Below are 23,583 nucleotides of genomic sequence, written 5' to 3'. Positions count from 1 at the left end.
TTCGAATTAGATGGCCATGCTTTCAATATATCGATGGGGAGAGCGTCGATGAAAGCGCGGGAGGGTCCATGTTTGACGAGGCAATCCACGATATTTTCGTGATCGGCGGCGGCATCAATGGCTGCGGCATTGCGCGTGACGCCGTCGGCAGGGGCTATTCCGTCGCACTTGCGGAAATGAACGATTTTGCCTCCGGCACCTCGTCCGCCGCCACCAAGCTCATCCATGGCGGTTTGCGTTATCTCGAACATTACGAGTTTCGTCTGGTTCGCGAAGCGCTGATGGAACGGGAAGTGCTCTGGGCCATGGCGCCGCACATCATCTGGCCGATGCGTTTCGTGCTGCCGTTCCAGAAGGGCGGCGTGCGCCCGGCTTGGCTCGTGCGTCTCGGGCTTTTTCTTTACGACAATCTCGGCGGCCGCAAGCTTCTGCCTGCCACCCGCTCACTCGATCTGCGCCGTGATCCAGCCGGAAAACCGCTAAAACCGGTTTTTGCCAAGGCTTTCGAATATTCCGACGGCTGGGTGGACGATGCCCGGCTGGTGGTGCTGAACGCCCGGGACGCGGCCGATCGCGGCGCCCTGATCCTCAACCGCACGCAGGTCGTTTCGGCGCGGCGCGAAGGCGCCTTCTGGCGGGTCGAAACAAAAAGTGCGGCCGGAGAAACCGCGACCTATCGGGCGCGCATGCTGGTGAATGCCGCCGGCCCTTGGGTGGACAAGGTTCTGGCGTCGACGTTCGGCAAGAACAATGTCCACAATGTTCGCCTCGTGCAGGGCAGCCATATCATCGTGCGCAGGAAGTTTTCCGATCCGCGCGCCTATTTTTTCCAGAATCCGGACGGCCGCATCATCTTCGCCATCCCTTATGAACAGGACTTTACGCTGATCGGTACGACGGATCGCGACTATACCGCCGACCCCCGTGCTGTTAAGATCAGCGATGAGGAGATCAGCTATCTTTGCAGCGCGGCGAGCGAATATTTCGCTGAGCCGGTCACGCCGGCCGATATCGTCTGGACCTATTCCGGCGTGCGGCCGCTGTTTGATGACGGCGCATCGAAAGCGCAGGAAGCGACCCGCGATTATGTGCTGAAAACCGAAGGGGCTGAAGGCGAAGCGCCGCTCCTCAATATCTTCGGCGGCAAGCTCACCACCTATCGGCGGCTTGCCGAACATGCTCTTGAAAAAATCGGCGAGGCGCTGGGTGAAAAGGGCTCGCCATGGACGGCAGGTTCGCATTTGCCAGGCGGGAACTTCGGTGCCGAGGCCTATGCCAAAGAGGTTACGGCACTGCGGTCGCGTTATCCTTTCCTTGATGAGCGTCACGCCCAGCGGCTTGTCCGCTGCTACGGGACGGACGCGGCAGCGATGATCGGCAATGCAAGCGAGAAGGCGGCACTGGGCCGGCATTTCGGCGGTACGCTTTATGAGACCGAGGTGCGCTGGCTGATGGCGCGGGAGTGGGCGCTGACGGCGGAGGACATTCTGTGGCGTCGCACCAAGCAGGGGCTCTTTTTAACCCCGAAGACGTGCGCGGGCTGGAGGATTATATCGAAGACATTGCAGGTGAACGCTTGAAGGCAATCTGACGATCCGGACGAAAAGCGGAGGAGGCTTTGGATCACCATGCTTGAATTGCGAAACGTCTCGAAGATGGCCGGCGGTGAATATCACATTCACCCGACCGATCTGACGTTGCAGCGCGGAAGCCTGAACGTCCTGCTTGGACCGACACTTTCGGGCAAGACGACGCTCATGCGGCTGATGGCCGGGCTGGACAAGCCAAGCGGCGGTGCGATCTTTTTCAACGGCGAGGATGTGACGGGCTGGCCGGTGCAGAAACGTAACGTCGCCATGGTCTATCAGCAGTTCATCAATTATCCGGCGCTCAGCGTTTACGAAAACATCGCCTCGCCGATGCGTGTCGCCGGCAAGGATCAGGCGACAATCGACAGGGAGGTCAGAAAAGCCGCCGAGCTTTTAAAGCTGACGCCTTATCTTGATCGCACACCGCTCAATCTTTCGGGTGGCCAGCAACAGCGCACGGCGCTTGCCCGCGCCATCGTCAAGAATGCCAATCTGGTGCTGCTCGACGAGCCGCTGGCCAATCTTGACTACAAGCTGCGCGAGGAATTGCGTGAGGAATTGCCGCGCATCTTTGCGGAATCCGGCGCGATCTTCGTTTATGCCACCACCGAACCCTCCGAGGCGCTGCTGCTTGGTGGCAATACGGCGACGCTCAACGAAGGGCGGGTGACGCAATTCAACCGCACGATCGAGGTTTACCGGCAGCCGGTTGATATCGTGACTGCCAAAATCTTCGCCGATCCGCCGCTCAACACCATCGAGGTCATCAAGACCGGTGATGCCTTCACCCGGGTGGACCGGGCCGTCGTCATGGTTCCGCAGCATCTTGCCACCTTGCCGGACGGGCCGTTGACCATCGCCTTCCAGCCGCATCATCTCTTCCCGCATCGCAAAGGGCAGGCAGCGCAGTCCCTCCGGGCGCGGACACTGATTTCGGAGATTGCCGGGTCGGAAAGTTTCGTCCACGTCGAATTTTCAGGCCAGCGCTGGGTCATGCTGGCGCAGGGCATTCACGACATCGAGCCGGATACGGAGATCGAGCTTTTTCTCGATACGCGGCACCTGATGGCTTTCGATGAAAACGGCCACGCCATCGGCGAAGCGGCTTGAGGGAGATCGATCATGGCACGCATCACGCTCGATCATATTCGCCATGCTTACAATGCCAAGGCGCAGGCGGCAGGCGACTACGCCCTGAAGGAAGTGCATCACGAATGGGAGGATGGCGGCGCCTATGCGCTGCTCGGTCCCTCCGGCTGCGGCAAGACCACCTTGCTCAACATCATTTCCGGGCTGCTGCGCCCCTCAGAGGGCCGCATCGCCTTTGACGGAACTGACGTCACCGATCTTGCGACCGAAGACCGCAACATTGCCCAGGTTTTCCAGTTCCCGGTCGTTTACGACACGATGACGGTTTACGACAATCTGGCCTTTCCGCTGCGCAACCGGCAGGTGCCGGAAGCCGAGGTCGACCGCCGCGTGCAGGAAATCCTGGAGATGACCGATCTTTCCGGCATGGCCAAACGCCGCGCGCGGGGACTGACGGCGGACCAGAAGCAGAAGATTTCGCTGGCGCGGGGACTGGTGCGATCCGACGTCAACGCCATTCTTTTCGATGAGCCGCTGACGGTGATCGATCCGCACATGAAATGGGTGCTGCGCTCACAGCTGAAACGCCTGCACCGCCAGTCCGGTTTCACCATGGTCTATGTCACCCACGATCAGACCGAAGCGCTGACCTTCGCCGACAAGGTGGTGGTCATGTATGACGGGCAGATCGTTCAGATCGGCACGCCTGCGGAACTCTTCGAGCGGCCGGGACACACTTTCGTTGGTTATTTCATCGGCTCTCCGGGCATGAACGTGCTGCCCGCCAGCATCGATGGCGCAACGGCAATGGTCGGTGGCCTTGGCGTGCCGCTTGCCGGTGTGCCGAAGCTTGACGGGAAGCAGCGGATCGAGATCGGTATCCGCCCGGAATTTGTGCGGCTGGAGCGGGGCGGCATGCCCATCACCGTCGACAAGGTGGAGGACATCGGCCGGCAAAAGATCGTTCGCGCCCGGTTTGCGGGCCAGAAGCTTGCGATCGTCGTGCCGGAAGAGGACGAAATTCCGGCGGAGGCGGGTGTTCGCTTCGATCCGGCCGCCATCGGTGTCTTTGCCGATTCCTGGCGCGTGAAGATGGGAGCCTGACCATGGAAAAGAGCTGGAACAACAGGGCATGGTTCTTGGTGCTGCCGGTGCTGGTGCTGGTTGCCTTTTCCGCCGTCATTCCCCTGATGACCGTCGTGAACTATTCGGTACAGGACACCTTTGGCAACAACCAGTTCTTCTGGGCGGGAACGCAATGGTTCGAGGAAATCCTAAGTTCTGATCGCTTCTGGAACGCTCTGGGGCGCAATCTGGTGTTTTCCGGCATCATATTGGCGATCGAAATTCCGCTCGGCATATTCATCGCACTCAAGATGCCGAAATCCGGCATCGGCGTTCCGGTCTGCCTCGTCACGATGGCGCTGCCGCTGCTGGTGCCTTGGAATGTTGTCGGCACGATCTGGCAGGTGTTCGGCCGCAGCGATATCGGACTGCTCGGTTATTACGCCAATCAGCTTGGGCTTGACTATAACTACGTCAACGATCCGGTCGACGCGTGGATTACGGTCATCATCATGGATGTGTGGCACTGGACAAGCCTTGTCGTGCTGTTGTGCTACGCCAGCCTCGTCTCCATTCCGGACGCCTATTATCAGGCGGCAAGGATCGATGGCGCGTCACGGTTTGCGGTGTTCCGGTACATCCAGCTGCCGAAGATGAAGCGGGTGCTGCTGATCGCCTTCCTGCTGCGCTTCATGGACAGCTTCATGATCTATACCGAGCCTTTCGTGGTTACCGGCGGCGGCCCCGGTAATTCCACAACCTTCCTGTCCATAGATCTCGTGAAGGTCGCGCTCGGCCAGTTTGACCTCGGGCCTGCGGCAGCCATGTCGCTGATCTACTTCCTCATCATCCTGCTGCTGTCCTGGGTGTTCTACACCGTAATGACCAGCCACGACGCGGAGACTTGAGACATGAGCGCCTCTGATGTCACCACAAGCGTGGAACGCAACGGCATCGGCAATCCGTCGGCGAGAGCGTCAGCGGCGGCCCTAGCCAGCCTTGCCGCGAATTCGCGCTCGCGCCGCCGCCATGGGCCATCGCGCTTTTCCTGGCTGGTGCCGACGATCTACATTATCCTTCTACTCGTTCCGATCTACTGGCTCATCAATATGAGCTTCAAGACGAATTCGGAAATCGTCTCATCCATGACGCTTTATCCGCACCAGCCAACGTTGCAGAACTACAGGACGATCTTCACGGATTCATCCTGGTATTCGGGTTACATCAATTCGATTACCTACGTCGTGATGAACATGGTGATTTCGGTCGCGGCAGCGCTTCCAGCGGCTTACGCCTTCTCCCGTTACCGTTTTCTGGGCGACAAGCACCTGTTCTTCTGGCTGCTGACCAACCGTATGGCACCGCCCGCCGTCTTCGCGCTTCCCTTCTTCCAGCTCTATTCGGCTTTCGGCCTGATCGACACGCATATTGCCGTGGCGCTGGCGCATTGCCTGTTCAACGTGCCGCTGGCGGTGTGGATTCTCGAAGGCTTCATGTCGGGCGTGCCCAAGGAGATCGACGAGACAGCCTATATTGACGGTTACTCCTTCCCGAAATTCTTCGTGAAGATCTTCATGCCGCTTATCGCCTCCGGTATCGGTGTCGCCTGCTTCTTCAGTTTCATGTTCTCATGGGTCGAGCTTCTGATCGCCCGCACGCTGACGACGACCGACGCCAAGCCGATTGCCGCGACCATGACGCGCACCGTTTCCGCCGCCGGCATGGACTGGGGGCTGCTTGCCGCCGCCGGGGTGCTGACGCTCATTCCGGGCGCGTTGGTGATCTGGTTCGTGCGCAATTACATCGCCAAGGGCTTTGCGCTGGGGAGGGTTTGACCATGACGAAGATGCCCGATTTTACCTGGATGGCCTGGACCTGGCAGACGGCGGCGTTTTTCGGCGCCATTGCCGTGCTGCTCGTCGGCATGTGGTTCTGGGAATATTTCTCACCCGGCGGCAACCCCCGCTTCGGCCTGCTGCGTTTCGAGACCACGCGCGGCGATCGGCTGTTCATTTCGTTGCTCGGCAGCGCCTTCATTCATCTCGCATGGCTCGGGCTGGTCGGCCCGAACCTGTGGTGGGCTCTCGCTCTATCCTTGGTCTACGCCGTCGGCGTTTTCCGTTTTGTCTAGAGCAGGAAAACGGTGCGGCGGAGGAAACCGCACCCGCAGACTTCATGCAATCGCAAACCCTTGGGAGGACTGACATGCGACGGCATCTGATGACGACGACGGCGGCCATGCTGCTGGCAATGACGGGTTCCGCTTTCGCCGGAATGGAGGAAGCAAAGCAGTTTCTGGACAAGGAAATCGGCGATATGTCGTCGCTTTCGCGTGCAGATCAGGAAAAGGAACTGCAATGGTTTATCGATGCCGCGAAACCTTTCGCCGGCATGGACATCAAGGTGGTTTCCGAATCCCTGACCACGCATGAATATGAATCCAAGGTTCTGGCGCCGGCCTTTACCGCCATTACCGGCATCAAGGTCACGCATGACATCATCCAGGAAGGTGACGTCGTCGAAAAAATCCAGACCCAGATGCAGACCGGCCAGAACCTTTATGACGGCTGGGTGAATGACAGCGACCTTATCGGCACGCATTGGCGTTACCAGCAGGTGCGCAACCTGACCGACTTCATGGCCAATGAGGGCAAGGACGTCACCAATCCCGGCCTCGACCTCAAGGATTTCATCGGCAGCGCCTTTACGACGGCGCCGGACAAGAAGCTCTACCAGCTTCCCGACCAGCAGTTCGCCAACCTTTACTGGTTCCGTTACGACTGGTTCAACGACGACAAGAACAAGGCCGATTTCAAGGCCAAGTACGGTTATGACCTCGGTGTTCCCGTCAACTGGTCGGCCTATGAGGATATCGCCGAATTCTTCACCGGCCGCGATGTCGGCGGCAAGAAGGTCTTCGGCCATATGGACTACGGCAAGAAGGACCCGTCACTCGGCTGGCGCTTCACCGATGCCTGGCTTTCCATGGCCGGCAACGGCGACAAGGGCCTGCCGAACGGTCTGCCTGTCGATGAGTGGGGCATCAAGGTTAACGACAAGTCGCAGCCGGTCGGCTCCTGCGTGGCGCGCGGTGGTGATACCAACGGTCCGGCCTCGGTCTATTCCATCGAGAAATATCTCGAATGGCTGAAGAAATATGCGCCGCCGGAAGCGCAGGGCATGACCTTCTCCGAATCCGGTCCGGTGCCGGCGCAGGGCAATATCGCCCAGCAGATCTTCTGGTACACGGCCTTTACCGCCGACATGGCCAAGCCCGGCCTGCCTGTCGTGAACGAGGACGGTTCGCCGAAATGGCGCGTCGCACCTTCGCCGCATGGGGTCTACTGGAAGGACGGCATGAAGCTCGGTTATCAGGACGTGGGCTCCTGGACGCTGATGAAATCCACCCCCGACGACCGTGCAAAGGCCGCATGGCTTTATGCGCAGTTCGTGACTTCGAAAACCGTTGACGTGAAGAAGAGCCATGTGGGTCTCACCTTCATCCGTGACTCTACCATTCATCACCAGAGCTTCACGGATCGGGCTTCCAAGCTGGGTGGTCTCATTGAGTTCTATCGTTCGCCGGCGCGCGTGCAATGGTCGCCGACCGGCACCAACGTTCCTGATTATCCGAAATTGGCACAGCTCTGGTGGCAGGCGATCGGCGATGCGTCGTCGGGTGCAAAAACCGCTCAGGCTGCGATGGACTCGCTCTGCGCCGAGCAGGAAAAAGTCATGGCCCGTATCGAGCGCGCCGGTGTGCAGGGCGATATCGGCCCGAAACTGGCGGAAGAACATGATATCGACTACTGGAACAAGGACGCCGTTTCGAAGGGCAATCTGGCGCCGCAGCTGAAGATCGCTAACGAAAAGGAAAAACCGGTCACCGTCAATTACGACGAACTGGTCAAAAGCTGGCAGAAGTAATGTCTGCGTGAAATCTTAAACCGGGGCGGCTCTGCCGCCCCGTCATTGCGTTTGAAAGGGAGTGACATAATGGGCGGTTATATTCTGGCGATCGATCAGGGGACGACATCGACAAGGTCGATGGTCTTTGATCGCGACATGCGGGTCATCGGTGTCGGACAGCGAGAATTTCCGCAGCATTTCCCGGCCTCCGGCTGGGTCGAACACGATGCCGAGGATATCTGGAGAAGCGTGCTCGAAACGATCCGGCTAGCGCTTGCCGATGCCGGTATCGCCGCTTCCGATATCGAGGCGATCGGCATCACCAACCAGCGCGAAACGACCGTGCTTTGGGATCGCAACACGGGCGAGGCGGTACACCGGGCGGTCGTCTGGCAGGATCGCCGTGCCGCTCCGATTTGCGAGGATCTGAAACGAAGGGGGCTGGAGCCGCTCTTTTCGAAAAAGACCGGTCTGCTGCTCGACCCCTACTTTTCCGGCACGAAGCTGAAATGGCTTCTCGACAGCGTCAGCGGCCTTCGCGAGAAAGCCGTGAAGGGTGAAATCTGCTTCGGCACAGTAGACAGTTTCCTGATCTATCGCCTCACCGGCGGTCGCCGCCATGTGACTGACGCGACCAATGCTTCGCGGACCCTGATCTACAATATCGAAGACAATGCCTGGGATGACGAGTTGCTGTCGATCCTTGACATTCCCCGCGCCATGCTGCCGGAGGTGCTGGATTGCGCCGCCGATTTCGGTGTAACCGACAAGTCGCTTCTGGGCGCGGAAATCCCGATACTCGGTGTGGCGGGCGACCAGCAGGCGGCCGTGATCGGTAATGCCTGCTTCGAACCGGGCATGATGAAATCGACCTACGGCACCGGCTGCTTTGCGCTTCTTAACACCGGCACCGACCGGGTGACTTCCACGAACCGGCTGCTGACGACGATTGCCTACCGTCTCGACGGTGTGACGACCTATGCGCTTGAAGGCTCGATCTTCATTGCGGGTGCGGCGGTGCAATGGCTGCGTGACGAGCTGGGCTTCATTTCGGTTGCCTCCGAAGTCAGCGCGCTCGCCGAAAAAGCCGATCCCAAGCAGCGGGTCTATCTGGTGCCGGCTTTCACCGGCCTCGGCGCTCCCTATTGGGATGCGGAGGCGCGGGGCGCAATTTTCGGCCTGACGCGCGGCACCGGACCTGCGGAATTTGCCCGCGCGGCGCTGGAAAGCGTTGCCTATCAGACTTTTGATCTGCTGGACGCCATGCGCAAGGACTGGGCGGGCGACAATGGCAAGACGGTGCTGAGGGTCGATGGCGGTATGGTCGCCTCCGACTGGACCATGCAGCGGCTGGCCGACGTTCTCGCCGCGCCGGTGGACCGGCCGGTGTTTCTGGAAACGACCATTCTGGGTGCGGCATGGCTCGCAGCTTCGCGCGCCGGCATCTGGCCAGATCGTGAAGCCTTCGCCGCCCATTGGAAACGCGACCGCCGTTTCAATCCCGATATGGATGAGACGGAGCGGAAAAACGCCATCGTCGGCTGGCGGGATAGCGTCGGCCGCTGCCTGTCGCGGCGGGAAGACTGACAGAATTTAAACGAAACTGCCCGGTGCGATGCTCTTGCTGGAAACCAGATCGGAAAGGGCGCGCACCAGTTTCGTGTCCGTGCCCTTGCTGGGCTGTAGCACGAATTCCACGTCTTCGAGCGCCGGCAGCACGTCCGCCGCAATCTCCTTGAGACCGGCGGGCGCCATGCTGCGCGGTTGCACCAGAATGCCCATGCCCGCCCTTGCGGCAGCGGTCAATCCACTGAGACTGCCGCAGGTGCAGACGATGCGCCACGCAAGACCGGCCCGGTCCAACGCCTCCTGCGCCGCCTTTCTCGTAATGCTCGGGGGCGGAAAGGCGATCAGCGGCAGGGCGTCTGGCTGGCTCAGCATCCGCTCCGGGTCACGCGCCAGCCAGACCAGCGGTTCGCGGTAAAGGAAGTGACCGAGCTTGTCGCCAAGGCGACGCTTGGCGAGCACGACATCCAATTCGCCATTATCCTGCATCTGGTAAAGCACGCCGCTCAGCGACACTGTCAGTTCCAGATCCACGAGGGGATAAAGGCGGATGAATTCTTCCAGAATGGCCGTCAGCCGGCTGGCGACGAAATCCTCCGATACGCCGAGCCTTAAGCGCCCGCGCAGGCGGTTTTCGCTGAACAGCGATGAGACCTTGCTGTCGATCTCCAGCATATTGCGGGCGTAACCGAGGAGCGCCTCGCCTTCGCCCGTCAGCTTTACCTGATGGGTGCTGCGCGCAATCAGCCGGCGGCCAAGTGCCGCCTCCAGCCGTTGAATATGCTGGCTGACGGTGGACTGGCCGATACCCAGCCGCTCTGCAGCCAGCGTGAAACTGCCGGTTTGCTGAAGCATGACGAAGCTGGCAAGATGTTGAAGGTTCAGCATTTATCTCAAATCGCGATAACTGTTAATCTTTGCATCCGAATTCATGATGAGCGATAGTAGCGCGCGTTTCAAGCAAAACCGATATGCCGGAAAGACTTCCCATGACCCGCTTCCTGCCCGACCGCTTCACCATGATGCTGGTTGCCACCGTGATTTTGGCCTCGTTTCTACCCATCAGCGGAGAGCCTGCGGACTATTTCGGACTTGCGACGAAGCTGGCGATCGCATTGCTGTTCTTTCTGCACGGCGCCCGGCTTTCGCGGGATGTGGTGATTGCCGGTATCCTGCACTGGCGCCTGCATCTGGCAATCCTTCTCGTCACCTTCGGCCTTTTCCCGCTGCTGGGTGTGGCGATCGGCTTCATTCCCGAGAGTATTCTGCCGGCGCCGCTCTATATGGGCGTCCTGTTTCTCTGCGTCCTGCCGTCAACGGTGCAATCGTCGATCGCCTTCACATCCATGGCAGGCGGAAACGTGCCTGCCGCAATCTGTTCGGCCTCTGCATCGAATATTTTCGGCATGTTCCTGACGCCGCTGCTGGTCGGTCTGCTGTTTGCTGTCGGCGGTCATGGCGGCGGATTCTCGCTGGATGCTTTCCTGCAGATCTTCCTGCAGCTGCTTCTTCCCTTCATTGCCGGCCAGGTGCTGCAGCCGTGGATCGGCGACTGGATCAGGGCGCGCAAGAAATTGCTGTCTCCGGTTGATCGCGGCTCCATCCTGATGGTCGTTTATCTCGCCTTCTCCGATGCCGTGATCGAAGGCATCTGGCAGACGTTTTCACTGCGCGACATCGGCGTGGTCATCGCCATCAATATCGTGCTTCTGGCGCTTGTTCTGTGCGTGACGATGTTCGGCAGCCGGGCGCTCGGTTTCGACAAGGCGGATGAAATCACCATCACCTTCTGCGGATCAAAGAAGAGCCTTGCCAGCGGCGTGCCCATGGCGGGCGCCATCTTTGCGGGCCAGAGCATCGGCGCAATCGTCCTGCCGATCATGCTTTTCCACCAGATCCAGCTGATGGTCTGCGCGGTGCTGGCCCAGCGTTACGCTCGCAAGGCCCATGAAAAAGCGGCCATATCGGAGGCGGCGGCTACAGAAGGCGTGGTCGTCTCCACTCGCTGAAGGGCAAATCTTCACCAAATAAAAACGGCCCCATGACGGGGCCGTTCGTTTGATATCCGGATCGGCTTAGTTGACCTGGGCCGGCGTGATCTGTGCTTCGATCGTCTTTGGCGCATCGGCGCTGTCGGACGAGATCGCGATACGGCGCGGTTTCATGGCTTCCGGGATGTTGCGGACGAGATCAATGTGAAGCAGGCCATTCTTCAGGGAAGCGGTCTGGACTTCGACGTGATCGGCCAGCTGGAAGCGGCGCTCGAAAGCGCGTGTGGCAATGCCGCGATACAGGAACTCGCCCTCGGACGACTTCTCATCTGCGGCCTTCTCGGCCTTCACCGTCAGCGTATTGGCACGGGATTCGATGCTGAGTTCGGTTTCATCGAAGCCGGCAACGGCCATGGTGATGCGATAGGCGTTTTCACCTGTCCGCTCGATATTATACGGCGGATAGGACTGGGCCTGTTCGGGCTGGCCGAGGCCGTCGAGCATCGAGAAGAGACGGTCGAAACCGACGGTGGAGCGATAGAGGGGGAAAAATCGACGTGACGCATGGTGTCCTCCTTATGAAGCGACTGTTTGCGGTTGAGCCCGGCGTCCCGTTCTGGCAACGGCCGGACATATGGCGCGGTCCCGTTCTGGCGACCGCATGAATGAGATGGGAATGGCTTGCCGCCGCGTCAAGGGGGTGCATCAAGGGCGAAAAGGCGAATGGCAAGATGAACCATGGCTGAACGTCGGGTTCCGGCATCGTTCAGTTTGGGAGCCATAAAACTTCGGTCATCGGAGACATTCTCCGTGGACAGAAGCAATAACGTCCCTTCTTCTTCTGTCTTACTGGCCGGAACCGCGACTGCTTTAACCGACGGTTCCGGCAATTTTTTCTTTGACCTTCGCTCGCGGTGGACCTATCCCGAAAAGGCATGACAGCCGGAAAAGACCGATGATCGAAGCCACATTGCGCGAGAGCGAAGACAACCCGGTTCCCGGCAACCATACCGTCGGTTATTTTACCGGCCATGGCGGCAAACAGCTTCGATATGCGATCTTCCGCGCCAGCCGGCACATTGCGCGCGGAACCGTCGTTCTGCTGCATGGCCGGAACGAATGTATCGAGAAATATTTCGAAACGGTCGGCGATCTGACGGCCATGGGTTTCTGGGTCGCGACCTTCGACACACGCGGGCAGGGCGGCTCCGAAAGGCTGTTGAAGAAGCCGGGTGCGGGGCATGTGCGGCGGTTTTCCGACTATCAGCGGGACATAAGCCTTTTCCTCGAGCAGGTGGTGCTGCCGGATACGCGGTTGCCGTTTTTCATGATCGCGCATTCCACCGGTGCGCTCGCAGCGCTTGCCTCTGCGCCCGGGCTTTCGAACCGCATTGACCGGCTGGTTCTCTGTTCACCCTTTATCGAGCTGGACAGCCAGCAATCCATTCCTTCGCCCGTTATCCGCCTGGTCGCAACGTCCTTAAGCCTTTTGGGTCTTGGAAAGATTCAGCTGGGCAGGGATCAGCGTGAACGGGATTTCGACGGCAACCCGCTGACCTCTGACGCCAGACGTTTTGCGAGAAACCTTGCACTGCACCGTCAATTTCCGGAACTGTTCATCGGCGCGCCGACGGCGCGATGGGTCTATGAGGCGCTGAAGGCCATGGGGCGGGTGACCCCTCAGGAGCATCTGACGAACATAGCCATTCCAACTCTTATTCTCGCGCCGATGCTGGATACGATCACGCCTTATAAGGCGCAGGAAGAGCTATCGCGCAATTTCCGCGCAGCGCAGCTTCTTCCCATAACCGGTGCGCGCCACGAATTGCTGCATGAGCGCGACGTTTTCCGCAAACAGGCGCTGGCCGCCATCGACGCTTTTTTCGCGCCAGAATGATGTGCCTATAGCTTCGAGAGAATGGCGAGTGCCTGTTCGTGCACGGCTTTCGAGCCAGCGGCCAGAATGCGCCCGCCATTTTCCGGACGCCCGCCATCCCAGGTGGTCATGATGCCGCCAGCCTGCTCAACCACGGGAATGAGCGCACCGACATCATAGGGCTTCAGGCCGGATTCGATCACCAGATCGACATGACCGGCGGCGAGCAGGCAATAGGCGTAACAATCCACCCCGTAACGGAAGAGGCGGACCTGTTCCTCCACCTTTTCATAAAAAGGCTTTTCTTCTGCGGTGAAGATATGGGGGTCGTGGTGAACAGCACCGCATCCGAGAGCGAAGCACAGTCACGCGTGCGGATCTTGCGTTCGCCGTCAGGCCCGAAATACCAGGCCGCTTCGCCATCGGCAAAATAACGCTCCCGGGTGAAGGGCTGCTCCATGATGCCCATTGTGGCGCGGCCGGCCGACTGGAACCCGATCAGGGTACCCCAGACGGGCACGCCGGAAATGAAGGCGCGGGTGCCGTCAATCGGATCGATAACCCAGATATGCTCGCGGTCGAGGCCGACATTGCCGTGTTCTTCGCCCAGAATGCCATGCTGCGGGAAACGCGCCTCGATAAGGGCGCGAATGGCGCTTTCGGCCGCCTGATCACCTTCCGTCACGGGATCATAACCACCATCCTGCTTGTTGGTGACGGCAATGCCCATACGGAAGCGGGGAAGCGTTTCAGCGCTGGCTGCATCGGCAAGTTTGAAGAAGAAATCCCGGTCGGGCAGCATGCGAAACCTCATTACCTGAACGATTGAGCCTGAACTGTGTGGCAAGATGCATAGACCGGAATCACATCCGCCGTCCACTCGTACGGATGCCGGAACGACGGTTTCCATATTTTCGGCATAAGCCTAAAAAATATGCATAAAATAAAATGATTGACAATTGTGCATCTAGTGCTTAGCGTCAGGTCACAGTCTTTGACTGTAAATACCCTCCTTGGGTGTTTCCTCCCTAGACTTGACCGCGCCAAGGCGCGGTTTTTTTTGGCCGGCACGCGGCCAGGATGTCTTGAACAGAGATCTGAAATATCGGGGAATTCGGCGTTATTCGGCGGCGAGCGAGGTCTCGATCGCGTAATCCGAAACGAAGGCGCCGAGCTGGCGCATGAAGATTTCAAGCGATGCCTGGATGGCCGGGAAATCGGCTTTTTTCGAAAGCGTCTTTTCATCGACGTAAAGCGCGCGGTTGACCTCGATCTGCAGCGCGTGGAGAGAGCGGATCGGCCGCCCGTAATGTTCGGTGATGAAACCGCCGGCATAGGGCTTGTTGCAGACCGCGATGAAACCCAGTTCCTCGAGAAAATGCAGGGCAGCGCGGGAAACTTCCTGGGAAGCGCTGGTGCCGTAACGGTCGCCGATAATCACGTCCGGCCGCAGGTTCGAGCCGGCGACCCGGATATTGCCCGGCATCGAATGGCAATCGATCAGGACCGCCATGCCGAAATTGGCGTGGGTGCGGGAGAGAAGCCTGCGCAGGCAGGCGTGGTAGGGTTTGTAGATCGTCTCGATGCGCGACAGCGCTTCATCGACCGGCAAACGGTGGGCATAGATGTCCATGTTCTCGGCGACGATGCGCGGCACCGTTCCGAGGCCTCCGGCCACCCGCATGGAGCCTATATTGGCATAGGGCGGCAGGGTGCCTTCGAACATGCGCGGATCAAGCTCGTAGGGTTCGCGATTGACGTCGAGATAGGCGCGGGGAAAATTCGCCTTCAACAGCGGCGCGCCGATTTCGGGCGCTGCGGCGAACAGCTCGTCGACGAAGTGGTCTTCCGAGCGCCGGATCTCGTGCGAATCGAGCCGCGCCGATTCCAGAAAGGAGATCGGGTAACAGCGACCGCTATGGGGTGAATTATAGACAAATGGCAGGGTTTGAACGGCAGGTTCCGTTACTTCAAACAGCTCGTACTCACCCGTTACCCAGTCCATTCAGACCCATTTACCATGTCGCAAACAATCAGGATGATCATGTTGCCAGTTACAGTGCGGCAAGTCCATACTATCGCCCATATAGCGCTATACCGATTCTCGTCTTCACATGATATTTACCGTGAAAATCCTATAATCGGGCTAGGGTATCTCAAACATTGAGCAGTTACGGTCACTTATGATGAATCAGAAAATTCTTCTCGCTGAAGACGACAACGACATGCGCCGCTTTCTCGTCAAGGCGCTGGAAAAAGCCGGTTACAAGGTTTCTTCCTTCGACAACGGCGCCAGCGCCTATGACCGGCTTCGCGAAGAGCCTTTCTCGCTGTTGCTAACCGATATCGTCATGCCCGAAATGGACGGTATCGAACTGGCCCGTCGTGCGACCGAACTCGATCCCGACCTGAAAGTGATGTTCATCACCGGCTTTGCGGCCGTCGCGCTGAACGCCGATTCGAAGGCACCGAAGGACGCCAAGGTGCTTTCCAAGCCTTTCCATCTGCGCGATCTGGTGGATGAGGTGAACAAACTCCTTGTGGCGTAAGGGGTCTCAAAAAACCTTCATAAAACCGAAAAAAAGCAGTTGACGCATGAACCGGTTTTGTGGTCTATCCGCCGCCACGGAGGGCGTGTAGCTCAGCGGGAGAGCACTACGTTGACATCGTAGGGGTCACAGGTTCAATCCCTGTCACGCCCACCATCCGAATTTTTGAAAAGGGTTTCTGAGCAATCAGAGACCCTTTTCTCGTTTCCGGCCGGCTTTTGGCCAAGGTTACTTTCTTTCCCTTTCGAACCTTCAGGTAGGCTCATTCGACGTGCGGAAATCTGCGAGCGACAGCTTGTCAAACTGACGCGTCCTAGAATTTCTCATGCGGACCGCAATAAATTTCACTACCAAAAATAAAATTCAAGCGCATTGACGTGCGTTCGGTTTCCAGATATCTCAAGTCACATGCAATAAATTACATCGAATAAAATTTATTGCGGACTAAGTCATTGTCCTTGGGAGGGGAATATGTTGGCTTTTCTGAAATCGACCGTTGCCGCGGGTGTTTTTGCCGTGGCCATTTCCGCTATTGCCGGTTCTCCGGCCACTGCCGCGGGCAAATTCGCCTGCGAACCGGGCGAGACCTATGTGATGAATGTCATGGTTTCCAGCCACCCCTATTGGGTGCCGGTCTTCGAGGGTTTCAAGCAGGCCGCCAAGGCGCTCGGCTGTGAAGCGGTTTTCACCGGCACGCCGGAATATGACATCACCAAGCAGATCGCGTCCTTCGAGCAGGAGCTGGTGAAGAAGCCGAAGGGCATATTGCTGCATCCGATGCAGGCCGATCCGTTCATCGAGCCCATCAACAAGGCGATCGGCTCCGGTGTTTCGGTGACGACTTTTGCGGCGGATTCGCCGAAGTCGAAACGCACCGCCTATATTACTTCGGACAATGTCGCCGAGGCGAAATTCGCGGCCGACGAGATCGTCAAGAAGCTCGGCGCAAAAGGTGAATATGCTGTCCTTGAAAATCCGGGACAGAGCAATCACGATCTGCGCGTCACCGCACTCATCGACTATATGGGACGCACCTATCCGGAGATGAAGCTGGTCGGCCGTCAGGCGACCAATCAGGATTCGAACCTCGCCTATCAGGCAGTCGGCGCCATGTTGCAGGCCAACCCCAATCTGGGCGCCCTGTGGATACCCGAGGCCGGCTCTGCCGAAGGCGCGACGGCTGCGGTTCTCGAGGCAAAGAAGAAGGTCCTGATCCTGCATGCGGATATCACCCCGGCGACGCTGGAGCATATCAAGCAGGGCAATATCTACATGTCCGTCAATCCCAATCAGGGCGTTCAGGGTTTCATGGGTTTCATGAACACCTTCCTGGGTGCCCATTCGGACCTGATCGACCCTTTCAACGACTACAAGGTGTCCGGTTTCAACCCGATGCAGGTTCCTTCGATGGACAATGGTTTCGCCGTGATCACCAAGGCGAACGCCGCTTCCTTTGATCTCAACGACTATATGAAGGGGCGCTAAGGCGCCGCCCTGAAACCGGCGAGGTTTGCGCCTCGCCGGTAAAAGGGAAGCCATGTTCGGGAGGGGCGTTATGGGCGAGGTCATCCTCAGCATGACGAATATTCACAAGGCGTTCGGCCCCGTGCGGGCGTTGCGCAGTGCCGCACTTGAGTTGCGGCGTGGCGAAATCCACGCGCTGGCGGGTGAAAACGGCGCCGGCAAGTCGACGCTGATGCATATTATCGATGGCATTCTGCAGCCCGATGGCGGTGAAATCCTGCTGGACGGCAAAGCGGTGCGGATATCTTCGCCCAATGCGGCGAACCGGCTCGGTATCGGCTTCGTCCATCAGGAGATCGCGCTCTGCCCGGAGATTTCGGTCGCCGAGAACATGTTCATGTCGGAGACGGGCCAAAGCCGCTCCTGGTTCATGAATTATCGCGACCTCGGCAAGCGGGCGGCAACCATCCTCAAGGAAATTGGCGATATCGATCCCGCCAGCCGTGCCGGAGATCTGTCGATTTCCCAGCAGCAGATCGTCGAGATCGCCAAGGCGCTGACGCTCGATTGCCGTATCCTGATCCTGGACGAGCCGACGGCGGCCCTGACCGAGACCGAGGCAAATACGCTTTTCAGGATCATGCACCGGCTGGCGGAGCGCGGGATTGCGATCATCTATATCTCGCACCGGATGGCGGAGATTTTTGAGCATTGCGACCGCATCACGGTCATGCGCGACGGTTGCCACATCAAGACGGCGAATATTGCGGAGATTTCCCCGGAGGAAGTCGTCAACAGCATGGTGGGGCGCGTTCTCGACAAGCTCTACCCGCCGAAACTATCGGAAAACGAAAAATCGGACGAGGTCATTCTTTCGGTTCGGGGGCTGAACGAAGGAAAGCGCGTTTTCGATGTCGATTTCGATCTGCGCCGCGGCGAAATCCTTGGACTTGCCGGCCTGATCGGCGCCGGCCGAAGCGAGATCGCGCGGGCGGTCTGCCGGCTGGAGGGGAAACCCAGAGGCGAGGTCGCGCTGCGCGGCCGGCCGCTGCGGCTGAAAGATTATCGCGACAGCATTCGCGAGGGGCTGGTCTATCTGTCGGAGGATCGCAAGGGCGACGGGCTGTTCCTCAACATGTCCATTGCTGCGAATGTTTCCGCGCTCGATGTCGGCCGGATATCGAACGGCATGGGCTTCATCGAACGGCGCAAGGAAATGAAGCGCGCCGACGAGCTCGGACGCAGGTTGAAATTGCGCGCGAACAGTGTCGGTGACGCCGTCTCTACCCTGAGCGGCGGCAACCAGCAGAAGGTGGCGCTGGCGAAGATGCTGTCGGTGGAACCGCAGGTCGTCTTTCTCGATGAACCGACACGCGGGGTGGATGTGGGTGCGAAAGCCGAAATCCACCGCCAGATCCGGGAGTTGGCGCGCGAAGGTGTCGGCGTGGTCGTTATATCCTCGGAGCTGCCGGAACTTATCGGCGTCAGTGATCGTGTGCTGGTCGTGCGCGAGGGGCGCATCACCGGCGAGGTTGCTGGTGAGGACATGACGGAAGAAAAGATCATGCAGCTTGCATCGATCAATATTGCAGAGAGCCCGGCAGGGGCCTGAGGGAGCGGGAAAATGGCAACATCGGAAACACCTTCGGGCATTGCAGAAGTGGCGGTTCGCCGTACCGGCTGGTGGGAACCGGCCCTCAAAGCGCGGGAAACCGGGCTGATCGTCATCATCCTCGCGCTTTTTGCGGTGATGTCCTTCATATCCCCGTATTTCCTGACAGTGGACAATCTGCGGGCCATGGCGATGGTTTTCGCCATCGAAAGCATTGTCGTGGTGGGCATGACGATCCTGCTGATCTCGGGCGGCATCGATCTTTCCGTCGGCTCCGTCACGGCCCTTGCCATGGTGGCGGCTGGCTGGCTTTTCCTCAACGGTGTCGATCCCTGGGTAGCGGCCGGGCTGGCGATCTGCCTGACGACATTGGTCGGCATGGCCATGGGATTTCTGACGACGGTCATCGGCCTGCATCATTTCATCGTGTCGCTTGGCGTCATGGTGATTGCGCGCGGCGTTTGCCTGCTGGCAACGGGCGGCCGGCCGCTCGGTCTCTACACGCTGCCGCCGGAATTCAAGTTCATCGGCCAGGGCGCACTAGGCGGCGTTCCGCTGGTGCTGATCATCTTCGCGGTGGTTGTCGTTTTCTCCGATCTGCTGCTGCGGCGCACGACCGCATTCCGCAAGGTGTTCTATACCGGCAGCAATCCGAAGGCCGCGGCCTATTCCGGCATCCGCGTCGGCCGGGTGATGTTTGCCACCACCACGCTTTGTTCGATGCTGTGCGGTGTCGCAGGCGTCATCTACATGGCCCGCTTCGGATCAGCCCAGCCGAGCTTCGGCGTCGGCATGGAGCTTAACGTGATTGCGGCGGCGGTCATCGGCGGCGCCAGCCTTTCGGGTGGCTCGGGCACCATTCTTGGTGCAATCCTCGGGGCGATCCTTCTGTCGGTCGTCTCCAGCTCGCTTGCCTTGCTCAACGTGTCTGTCTACTGGCAGGACATCATCAGGGGAAGCATATTGCTGACGGCGGTTCTGTTCGACCACTATCTGGTCAGGCGTCGCCGCTGAGCGCCCATTGGGCGGCCATGGGTAACTGGAGAGAGACGATCATGCTGGACACCAAGGACGACTTCGATCAACAGCGGCAGATGTACTCCGTCCTGGTGCTGCATTTCATCGAGGGTGTGAAGCAGTCGGAGATCGCCGAGCGGCTCAATCTTTCCCATACCAAGGTGAACCGGATGATTGCGGCGGGCCGCAAGGCGGGCATGGTGAAAATCACCATCGCCAGTCCCTATCAGAGACTGGTGGATCTCGAAAACGAGATCACCCGCCGTTTCGGCCTCAGGCAGTCGGTGGTGACGCCAACGGTTTCCGACAATCCCGAGACTGCGCTGCAGATGGTCGGGCGGGTTGCCGCCAACCATTTGCTGGAAACCATCCGCGACGGCGACGTGATTGCGATTACCGGCGGCAAGGCGGTAAGTGCGGTTGTCGACAATCTGGAGGCGGAGCGCCGCTTCGATGTGCGGGTGGTGCCGCTGACCGGCGGTGTACAGGGCAAGCACTATACGGATGTCAATCATCTGGCCACGCAACTGGCGGAAAAGCTTGGCGGCAGCGCCTCGCTCATTCATGCGCCGCTGTTTGCCGAGGATGAGGAACAGCGCGATCTCCTGATGAATGTCGCATCGATCCGCGAAGTGTTCGACTTGGCGCGGCAGGCGCAGGTGGCGCTGGTTGGCATCGGTTCGGTGGAGGCGCCCGGCTCCGGTTATTACGATCTTCTGCCGGATGTGGCCCGTGGCGGGCAGGCGCTGGTGGATGCCGGCATTGCCGGGGAATTCCTTGCCCATCTCACCATGGCGGACGGGCAGCTGGCGCGCATCGATCTCAACTCGCGCGTGGTGGCGCTGGACCCTGGGCAGCTTGCCCGGTGCCCGAACATCATCGGCGTGGCGGCCGGGGCCATCAAGGCCGGACCGGTGGCGGCCACGCTTGCCGGCCGTTATCTGACCTCGCTCGTCGTGGACGAGGCGATCGCCGGCTATTTACTGGATCAGGAAGAAGGGGAAACCTCGTGACGGACAATTCAATATTGACCCGGACGATTGGCGGCAGCGGTATCAGCGCATCAGCCGTGGGACTGGGCACATGGGCCATCGGCGGCTGGATGTGGGGCGGCACCGACGAGCGGCAGTCCATCGCCGCCATCCAGGCCTCCATCGACGCCGGCATTTCCCTGATCGATACCGCACCGGCCTATGGCATGGGGCTTGCGGAAACCATTGTCGGCAAGGCGATTGCCGGCAGGCGCGACAAGGTGGTGCTGGTCACCAAATGCGGCCTCGTCTGGCATGTGAACGAGGGCGCCTATTTCTTCCATCAGGACGGCAAGCCCGTTCACCGTTATCTCGGTGCCGCTTCGATCCGGTACGAGGTCGAAGAGAGCCTGAAGCGGCTCGGAACTGACTATATCGACCATTACGTCACCCACTGGCAGGATGCGACAACGCCGATTGCCGAGACGGTGGAAACGCTTGTGCGCCTGAAGGACGAAGGCAAGATCCGCTCGATTGGCGCCAGCAACGTCTCGCCCGAGGATCTTGCGGCCTATATCGCCACCGGCGCGCTGGATGCCATTCAGGAAGAATATTCCATGGTGCGGCGAGACATCGAGACGACGCTGCTGCCGCTTTGCCGAAAGAATGCGGTCTCGGTCCTCAGCTATTCGTCGCTGGCGCTGGGGCTTCTGTCCGGCAAGGTCGGGCCTGAGCGGGTTTTTGCGCAAGACGATCAGCGCAACGGCAACCCGCGCTTCAGCCAGGCAAATCGCGAGAAGATCGCGCGGCTGATGCACGCGCTGGAACCCGTGGCCGAGGCGCATGGAGCGTCGATTGCGCAGGTGGTGATTGCCTGGACGATCGCCCAGCCTGGCATAACGTTCTCATTGTGTGGTGCGCGCGATCCGGCTCAGGCGGTTGAAAACGCCGCTGCGGCACGCCTGCCACTGACGGATGGTGAACTGGCTCTCATCAGCGCCGGGGTCGCGGAGCATCTCGTGGGGCTCGATGCCTGAAACATGTAGCTGAGGCGGGGTTTCCGGCGAATACAGCATAATTTTCGCCACCCTTTTCTCTCGTCGCTTTAAACGGTCAACAACATTGGGACGCTGGTCATCAGCCAGCGAACGGTATTTCTATGCCCAGTTTTCGCGAGGACGCTCTGCGCCGCATCCGGCTTGACGGTGATTTCGATGCCGTCGTCATCGGCGGCGGCATCAACGGAATTGCCGCCTATCGCGATCTTTCCCTGCAGGGGCTGCGGGTGCTTCTGGTCGAGCGCAATGATTTTTCCTCCGGTTGCAGCGCCGCCCCTTCGCGTATGATCCATGGTGGCCTTCGTTACCTGGAAAATGGCGAATTCGGCCTCGTTGCGGAATCGCTGCGGGAACGTGATGCGCTTCTGACGCTGGCCCCACATATGGTTCATCCGCTGCCGACGACGATACCCATTTTCTCGACTTTCAGCGGGCTGTTCAATGCGGCCGCAACCTTTGTCGGGTCCGGCGGGAAGCCAGCCAGCCGGGGGGCGCTCGCCATCAAGGCGGGCCTCATGCTCTATGACTTCGTTACCCGCAAAAACCGCATCCTTCCCCGTCATGAGTTTCGCAGCGCGGGCAAGACACTCGAGCGCTGGCCGGGCCTGACGCCTGACATCAGATATTCGGCAACCTATTATGATGCCTGGATCAGCCAGCCCGAACGGCTTGCGCTTGAACTTCTGATCGACACCCGCACCGATGCGCCGCAAAGCATTGCGCTCAACTATGCCGAAATGGTCCGTTCTGGTGAGGAGTATCGTCTTCGGATCGAGGGTACGGATGAAACCATGTCCATCCGGCCACGGATCATCGTCAATGCGACGGGCGCCTGGATCGACGAGACGATTGGCACGCTGACTGCCGCCCCGACTGCGGAAAAAACAAAACCGACCGTCTCCGGCACCAAGGGATCGCATCTGATCCTCGCCAATGAGGCGCTTCTCAAGGCCCTGAACAGCCATATGATTTTTTTCGAAAATGCCGACAACCGCGTCTGTATCCTTTTTCCCTATCTTGGCCGGGTTCTCGCAGGTTCGACGGATATCAAGGTGGATCGCCCCGCACGGGTGCGATGCGAACCGGAGGAACGCGACTATATTCTCGACGCGATCCGTCAGGTCTTTCCGCAAATTACCATCGACCATTCCGACATCGTCTTCAGTTTCAGCGGCATACGCCCGCTGCCGCGCAGTGATGCAGCGTTTACCGGAAGAATATCCCGCAGCCATTTCATCCACCGCGTTGAGGGCGATCCGCCGCAGCTCTGCATGATCGGTGGCAAGTGGACGACGTTCAGAGCCTTTGGCGAACAGGTGACCGATGAGGTTCTGGCTTTTCTCGGGCGCAAGCGGCTGGCCGGCACCATGAACCGTCCAATCGGCGGCGGCAGAAATTTCCCCACCGGTGCCGGACGCCTGCCGGCGCTGCTGTCGGAGGAATTCTCGATCGACCGGGAGCGGGCCGAGCATCTGGCCTCGGCCTATGGTTCACGCGCGCTAGAATTGATGGGCTTTTGCCGGGGCCGCCCGGATGACATCCCGCTTTGTGAAAATCTGCCGATCACGGCCGCAGAGGTGGTCTGGCTGATCCGTTCCGAACATGTCCTGCACCTGACCGATCTCGTCCTGCGGCGCACGACACTCGCCATTACCGGCGTCATCGATGCCGATCTGATCGATGCGATCCTGAACGTTGCAGCGCGCGAGCTGGGCTGGTCGCAACGGCGTACGGAAGAGGAACGGCAGCGGCTGATTGACGAACTGGAGACCTTTTACGGGGTCACGACAGCAATGCTTAAACACAGATGCAAGGAGAATGCATGAT

19 protein-coding genes, 1 tRNA gene and 2 pseudogenes are annotated in these 23,583 nt (G+C 59.4%); 18 read left to right on the top strand and 4 right to left on the bottom strand.

Annotation, left to right across the window (positions count from 1 at the left end; all coding sequences use genetic code 11):
* Positions 1 to 68 precede the first annotated feature (68 nt).
* From G3A56_RS21495 to glpK, 8 genes are all read left to right on the top strand, one after another.
* The gene (locus tag G3A56_RS21495; RefSeq protein WP_164056823.1) at positions 69 to 1,580 is read left to right on the top strand and encodes a glycerol-3-phosphate dehydrogenase; all 1,512 of its coding nucleotides are present in this window, start codon (positions 69 to 71) and stop codon (positions 1,578 to 1,580) included.
* Between the two features lie 48 nt (positions 1,581 to 1,628).
* Positions 1,629 to 2,699, top strand: coding sequence for an ABC transporter ATP-binding protein (locus G3A56_RS21490; RefSeq protein WP_082185237.1), 1,071 nt, complete (start codon positions 1,629 to 1,631; stop codon positions 2,697 to 2,699).
* A 12-nt stretch (positions 2,700 to 2,711) separates the two neighbouring features.
* Positions 2,712 to 3,782, top strand: coding sequence for an ABC transporter ATP-binding protein (locus G3A56_RS21485; protein ID WP_003497952.1), 1,071 nt, complete (start codon positions 2,712 to 2,714; stop codon positions 3,780 to 3,782).
* Between the two features lie 2 nt (positions 3,783 to 3,784).
* Positions 3,785 to 4,651, top strand: coding sequence for a carbohydrate ABC transporter permease (locus G3A56_RS21480; protein WP_003497951.1), 867 nt, complete (start codon positions 3,785 to 3,787; stop codon positions 4,649 to 4,651).
* A gap of 3 nt (positions 4,652 to 4,654) precedes the next feature.
* Positions 4,655 to 5,578 carry a carbohydrate ABC transporter permease gene (locus G3A56_RS21475; protein ID WP_082185238.1) on the top strand — a complete coding sequence of 308 codons (924 nt, stop codon included), beginning with the start codon at positions 4,655 to 4,657 and terminating at the stop codon, positions 5,576 to 5,578.
* A gap of 2 nt (positions 5,579 to 5,580) precedes the next feature.
* A complete protein-coding gene (locus G3A56_RS21470) occupies positions 5,581 to 5,874 on the top strand; it encodes a DUF2160 domain-containing protein (protein WP_082185239.1) in 294 nt (97 codons plus the stop codon).
* 74 nt (positions 5,875 to 5,948) lie between these two features.
* Positions 5,949 to 7,670 carry an ABC transporter substrate-binding protein gene (locus tag G3A56_RS21465; protein ID WP_020009199.1) on the top strand — a complete coding sequence of 574 codons (1,722 nt, stop codon included), beginning with the start codon at positions 5,949 to 5,951 and terminating at the stop codon, positions 7,668 to 7,670.
* A 69-nt stretch (positions 7,671 to 7,739) separates the two neighbouring features.
* The gene (gene glpK, locus G3A56_RS21460; protein WP_082185240.1) at positions 7,740 to 9,239 is read left to right on the top strand and encodes a glycerol kinase GlpK; all 1,500 of its coding nucleotides are present in this window, start codon (positions 7,740 to 7,742) and stop codon (positions 9,237 to 9,239) included.
* A gap of 6 nt (positions 9,240 to 9,245) precedes the next feature.
* Here glpK and G3A56_RS21455 read toward each other — a convergent pair whose 3' ends face one another.
* Positions 9,246 to 10,106 carry a LysR substrate-binding domain-containing protein gene (locus G3A56_RS21455; RefSeq protein ID WP_003497931.1) on the bottom strand — a complete coding sequence of 287 codons (861 nt, stop codon included), beginning with the start codon at positions 10,104 to 10,106 and terminating at the stop codon, positions 9,246 to 9,248.
* Between the two features lie 101 nt (positions 10,107 to 10,207).
* Between G3A56_RS21455 and G3A56_RS21450 the strand changes: the two genes are divergently transcribed.
* The gene (locus G3A56_RS21450) at positions 10,208 to 11,227 is read left to right on the top strand and encodes a bile acid:sodium symporter family protein (RefSeq protein WP_082186020.1); all 1,020 of its coding nucleotides are present in this window, start codon (positions 10,208 to 10,210) and stop codon (positions 11,225 to 11,227) included.
* A gap of 66 nt (positions 11,228 to 11,293) precedes the next feature.
* Here the strand turns inward: G3A56_RS21450 and hspL are convergent.
* Positions 11,294 to 11,775: pseudogene (hspL, locus tag G3A56_RS21445) on the bottom strand (heat shock protein HspL).
* A 389-nt stretch (positions 11,776 to 12,164) separates the two neighbouring features.
* Here hspL and G3A56_RS21440 point away from each other — a divergent pair.
* Positions 12,165 to 13,106 carry an alpha/beta fold hydrolase gene (locus tag G3A56_RS21440; protein ID WP_082185243.1) on the top strand — a complete coding sequence of 314 codons (942 nt, stop codon included), beginning with the start codon at positions 12,165 to 12,167 and terminating at the stop codon, positions 13,104 to 13,106.
* A gap of 5 nt (positions 13,107 to 13,111) precedes the next feature.
* Here G3A56_RS21440 and hisN read toward each other — a convergent pair.
* A pseudogene (hisN, locus tag G3A56_RS21435) lies at positions 13,112 to 13,887 on the bottom strand (histidinol-phosphatase).
* A 318-nt stretch (positions 13,888 to 14,205) separates the two neighbouring features.
* Entirely contained in the window at positions 14,206 to 15,090 is an 885-nt protein-coding gene (locus G3A56_RS21430; RefSeq protein WP_082185245.1) for an N-formylglutamate amidohydrolase, read from the bottom strand.
* A 181-nt stretch (positions 15,091 to 15,271) separates the two neighbouring features.
* Between G3A56_RS21430 and cpdR the strand changes: the two genes are divergently transcribed.
* The 8 genes from cpdR to G3A56_RS21390 all read left to right on the top strand — a co-directional run bounded on the left by cpdR (position 15,272) and on the right by G3A56_RS21390 (position 23,582).
* On the top strand, positions 15,272 to 15,634 hold the full coding sequence (cpdR, locus tag G3A56_RS21425; protein WP_003497910.1) for a cell cycle two-component system response regulator CpdR: 363 nt from the start codon (positions 15,272 to 15,274) through the stop codon (positions 15,632 to 15,634).
* An 81-nt stretch (positions 15,635 to 15,715) separates the two neighbouring features.
* Positions 15,716 to 15,790, top strand: a tRNA-Val gene (locus G3A56_RS21420).
* A 315-nt stretch (positions 15,791 to 16,105) separates the two neighbouring features.
* Entirely contained in the window at positions 16,106 to 17,119 is a 1,014-nt protein-coding gene (locus G3A56_RS21415) for a substrate-binding domain-containing protein (RefSeq protein ID WP_082185246.1), read from the top strand.
* Positions 17,120 to 17,189: 70 nt separating this feature from the next.
* Positions 17,190 to 18,710 (top strand): sugar ABC transporter ATP-binding protein, encoded by a 1,521-nt coding sequence (locus tag G3A56_RS21410; protein WP_082185247.1) that lies wholly within the window; start codon positions 17,190 to 17,192, stop codon positions 18,708 to 18,710.
* 12 nt (positions 18,711 to 18,722) lie between these two features.
* On the top strand, positions 18,723 to 19,724 hold the full coding sequence (locus tag G3A56_RS21405; RefSeq protein WP_082185248.1) for an ABC transporter permease: 1,002 nt from the start codon (positions 18,723 to 18,725) through the stop codon (positions 19,722 to 19,724).
* A gap of 41 nt (positions 19,725 to 19,765) precedes the next feature.
* Positions 19,766 to 20,740: a sugar-binding transcriptional regulator gene (locus G3A56_RS21400; RefSeq protein WP_019564982.1), complete on the top strand. Its 975-nt coding sequence runs from the start codon at positions 19,766 to 19,768 to the stop codon at positions 20,738 to 20,740.
* A complete protein-coding gene (locus tag G3A56_RS21395) occupies positions 20,737 to 21,735 on the top strand; it encodes an aldo/keto reductase (RefSeq protein WP_082185249.1) in 999 nt (332 codons plus the stop codon). The genes G3A56_RS21400 and G3A56_RS21395 overlap by 4 nt, the downstream gene beginning before the upstream one ends.
* A 122-nt stretch (positions 21,736 to 21,857) precedes the next feature.
* Entirely contained in the window at positions 21,858 to 23,582 is a 1,725-nt protein-coding gene (locus tag G3A56_RS21390; protein WP_082185250.1) for a glycerol-3-phosphate dehydrogenase/oxidase, read from the top strand.
* Position 23,583: the final 1 nt, after the last annotated feature.

This window comes from Rhizobium oryzihabitans, from assembly GCF_010669145.1.
GTDB classification, from domain to species: domain Bacteria; phylum Pseudomonadota; class Alphaproteobacteria; order Rhizobiales; family Rhizobiaceae; genus Agrobacterium; species Agrobacterium oryzihabitans.
This window is presented reverse-complemented; position numbering and strand designations above follow the sequence as displayed.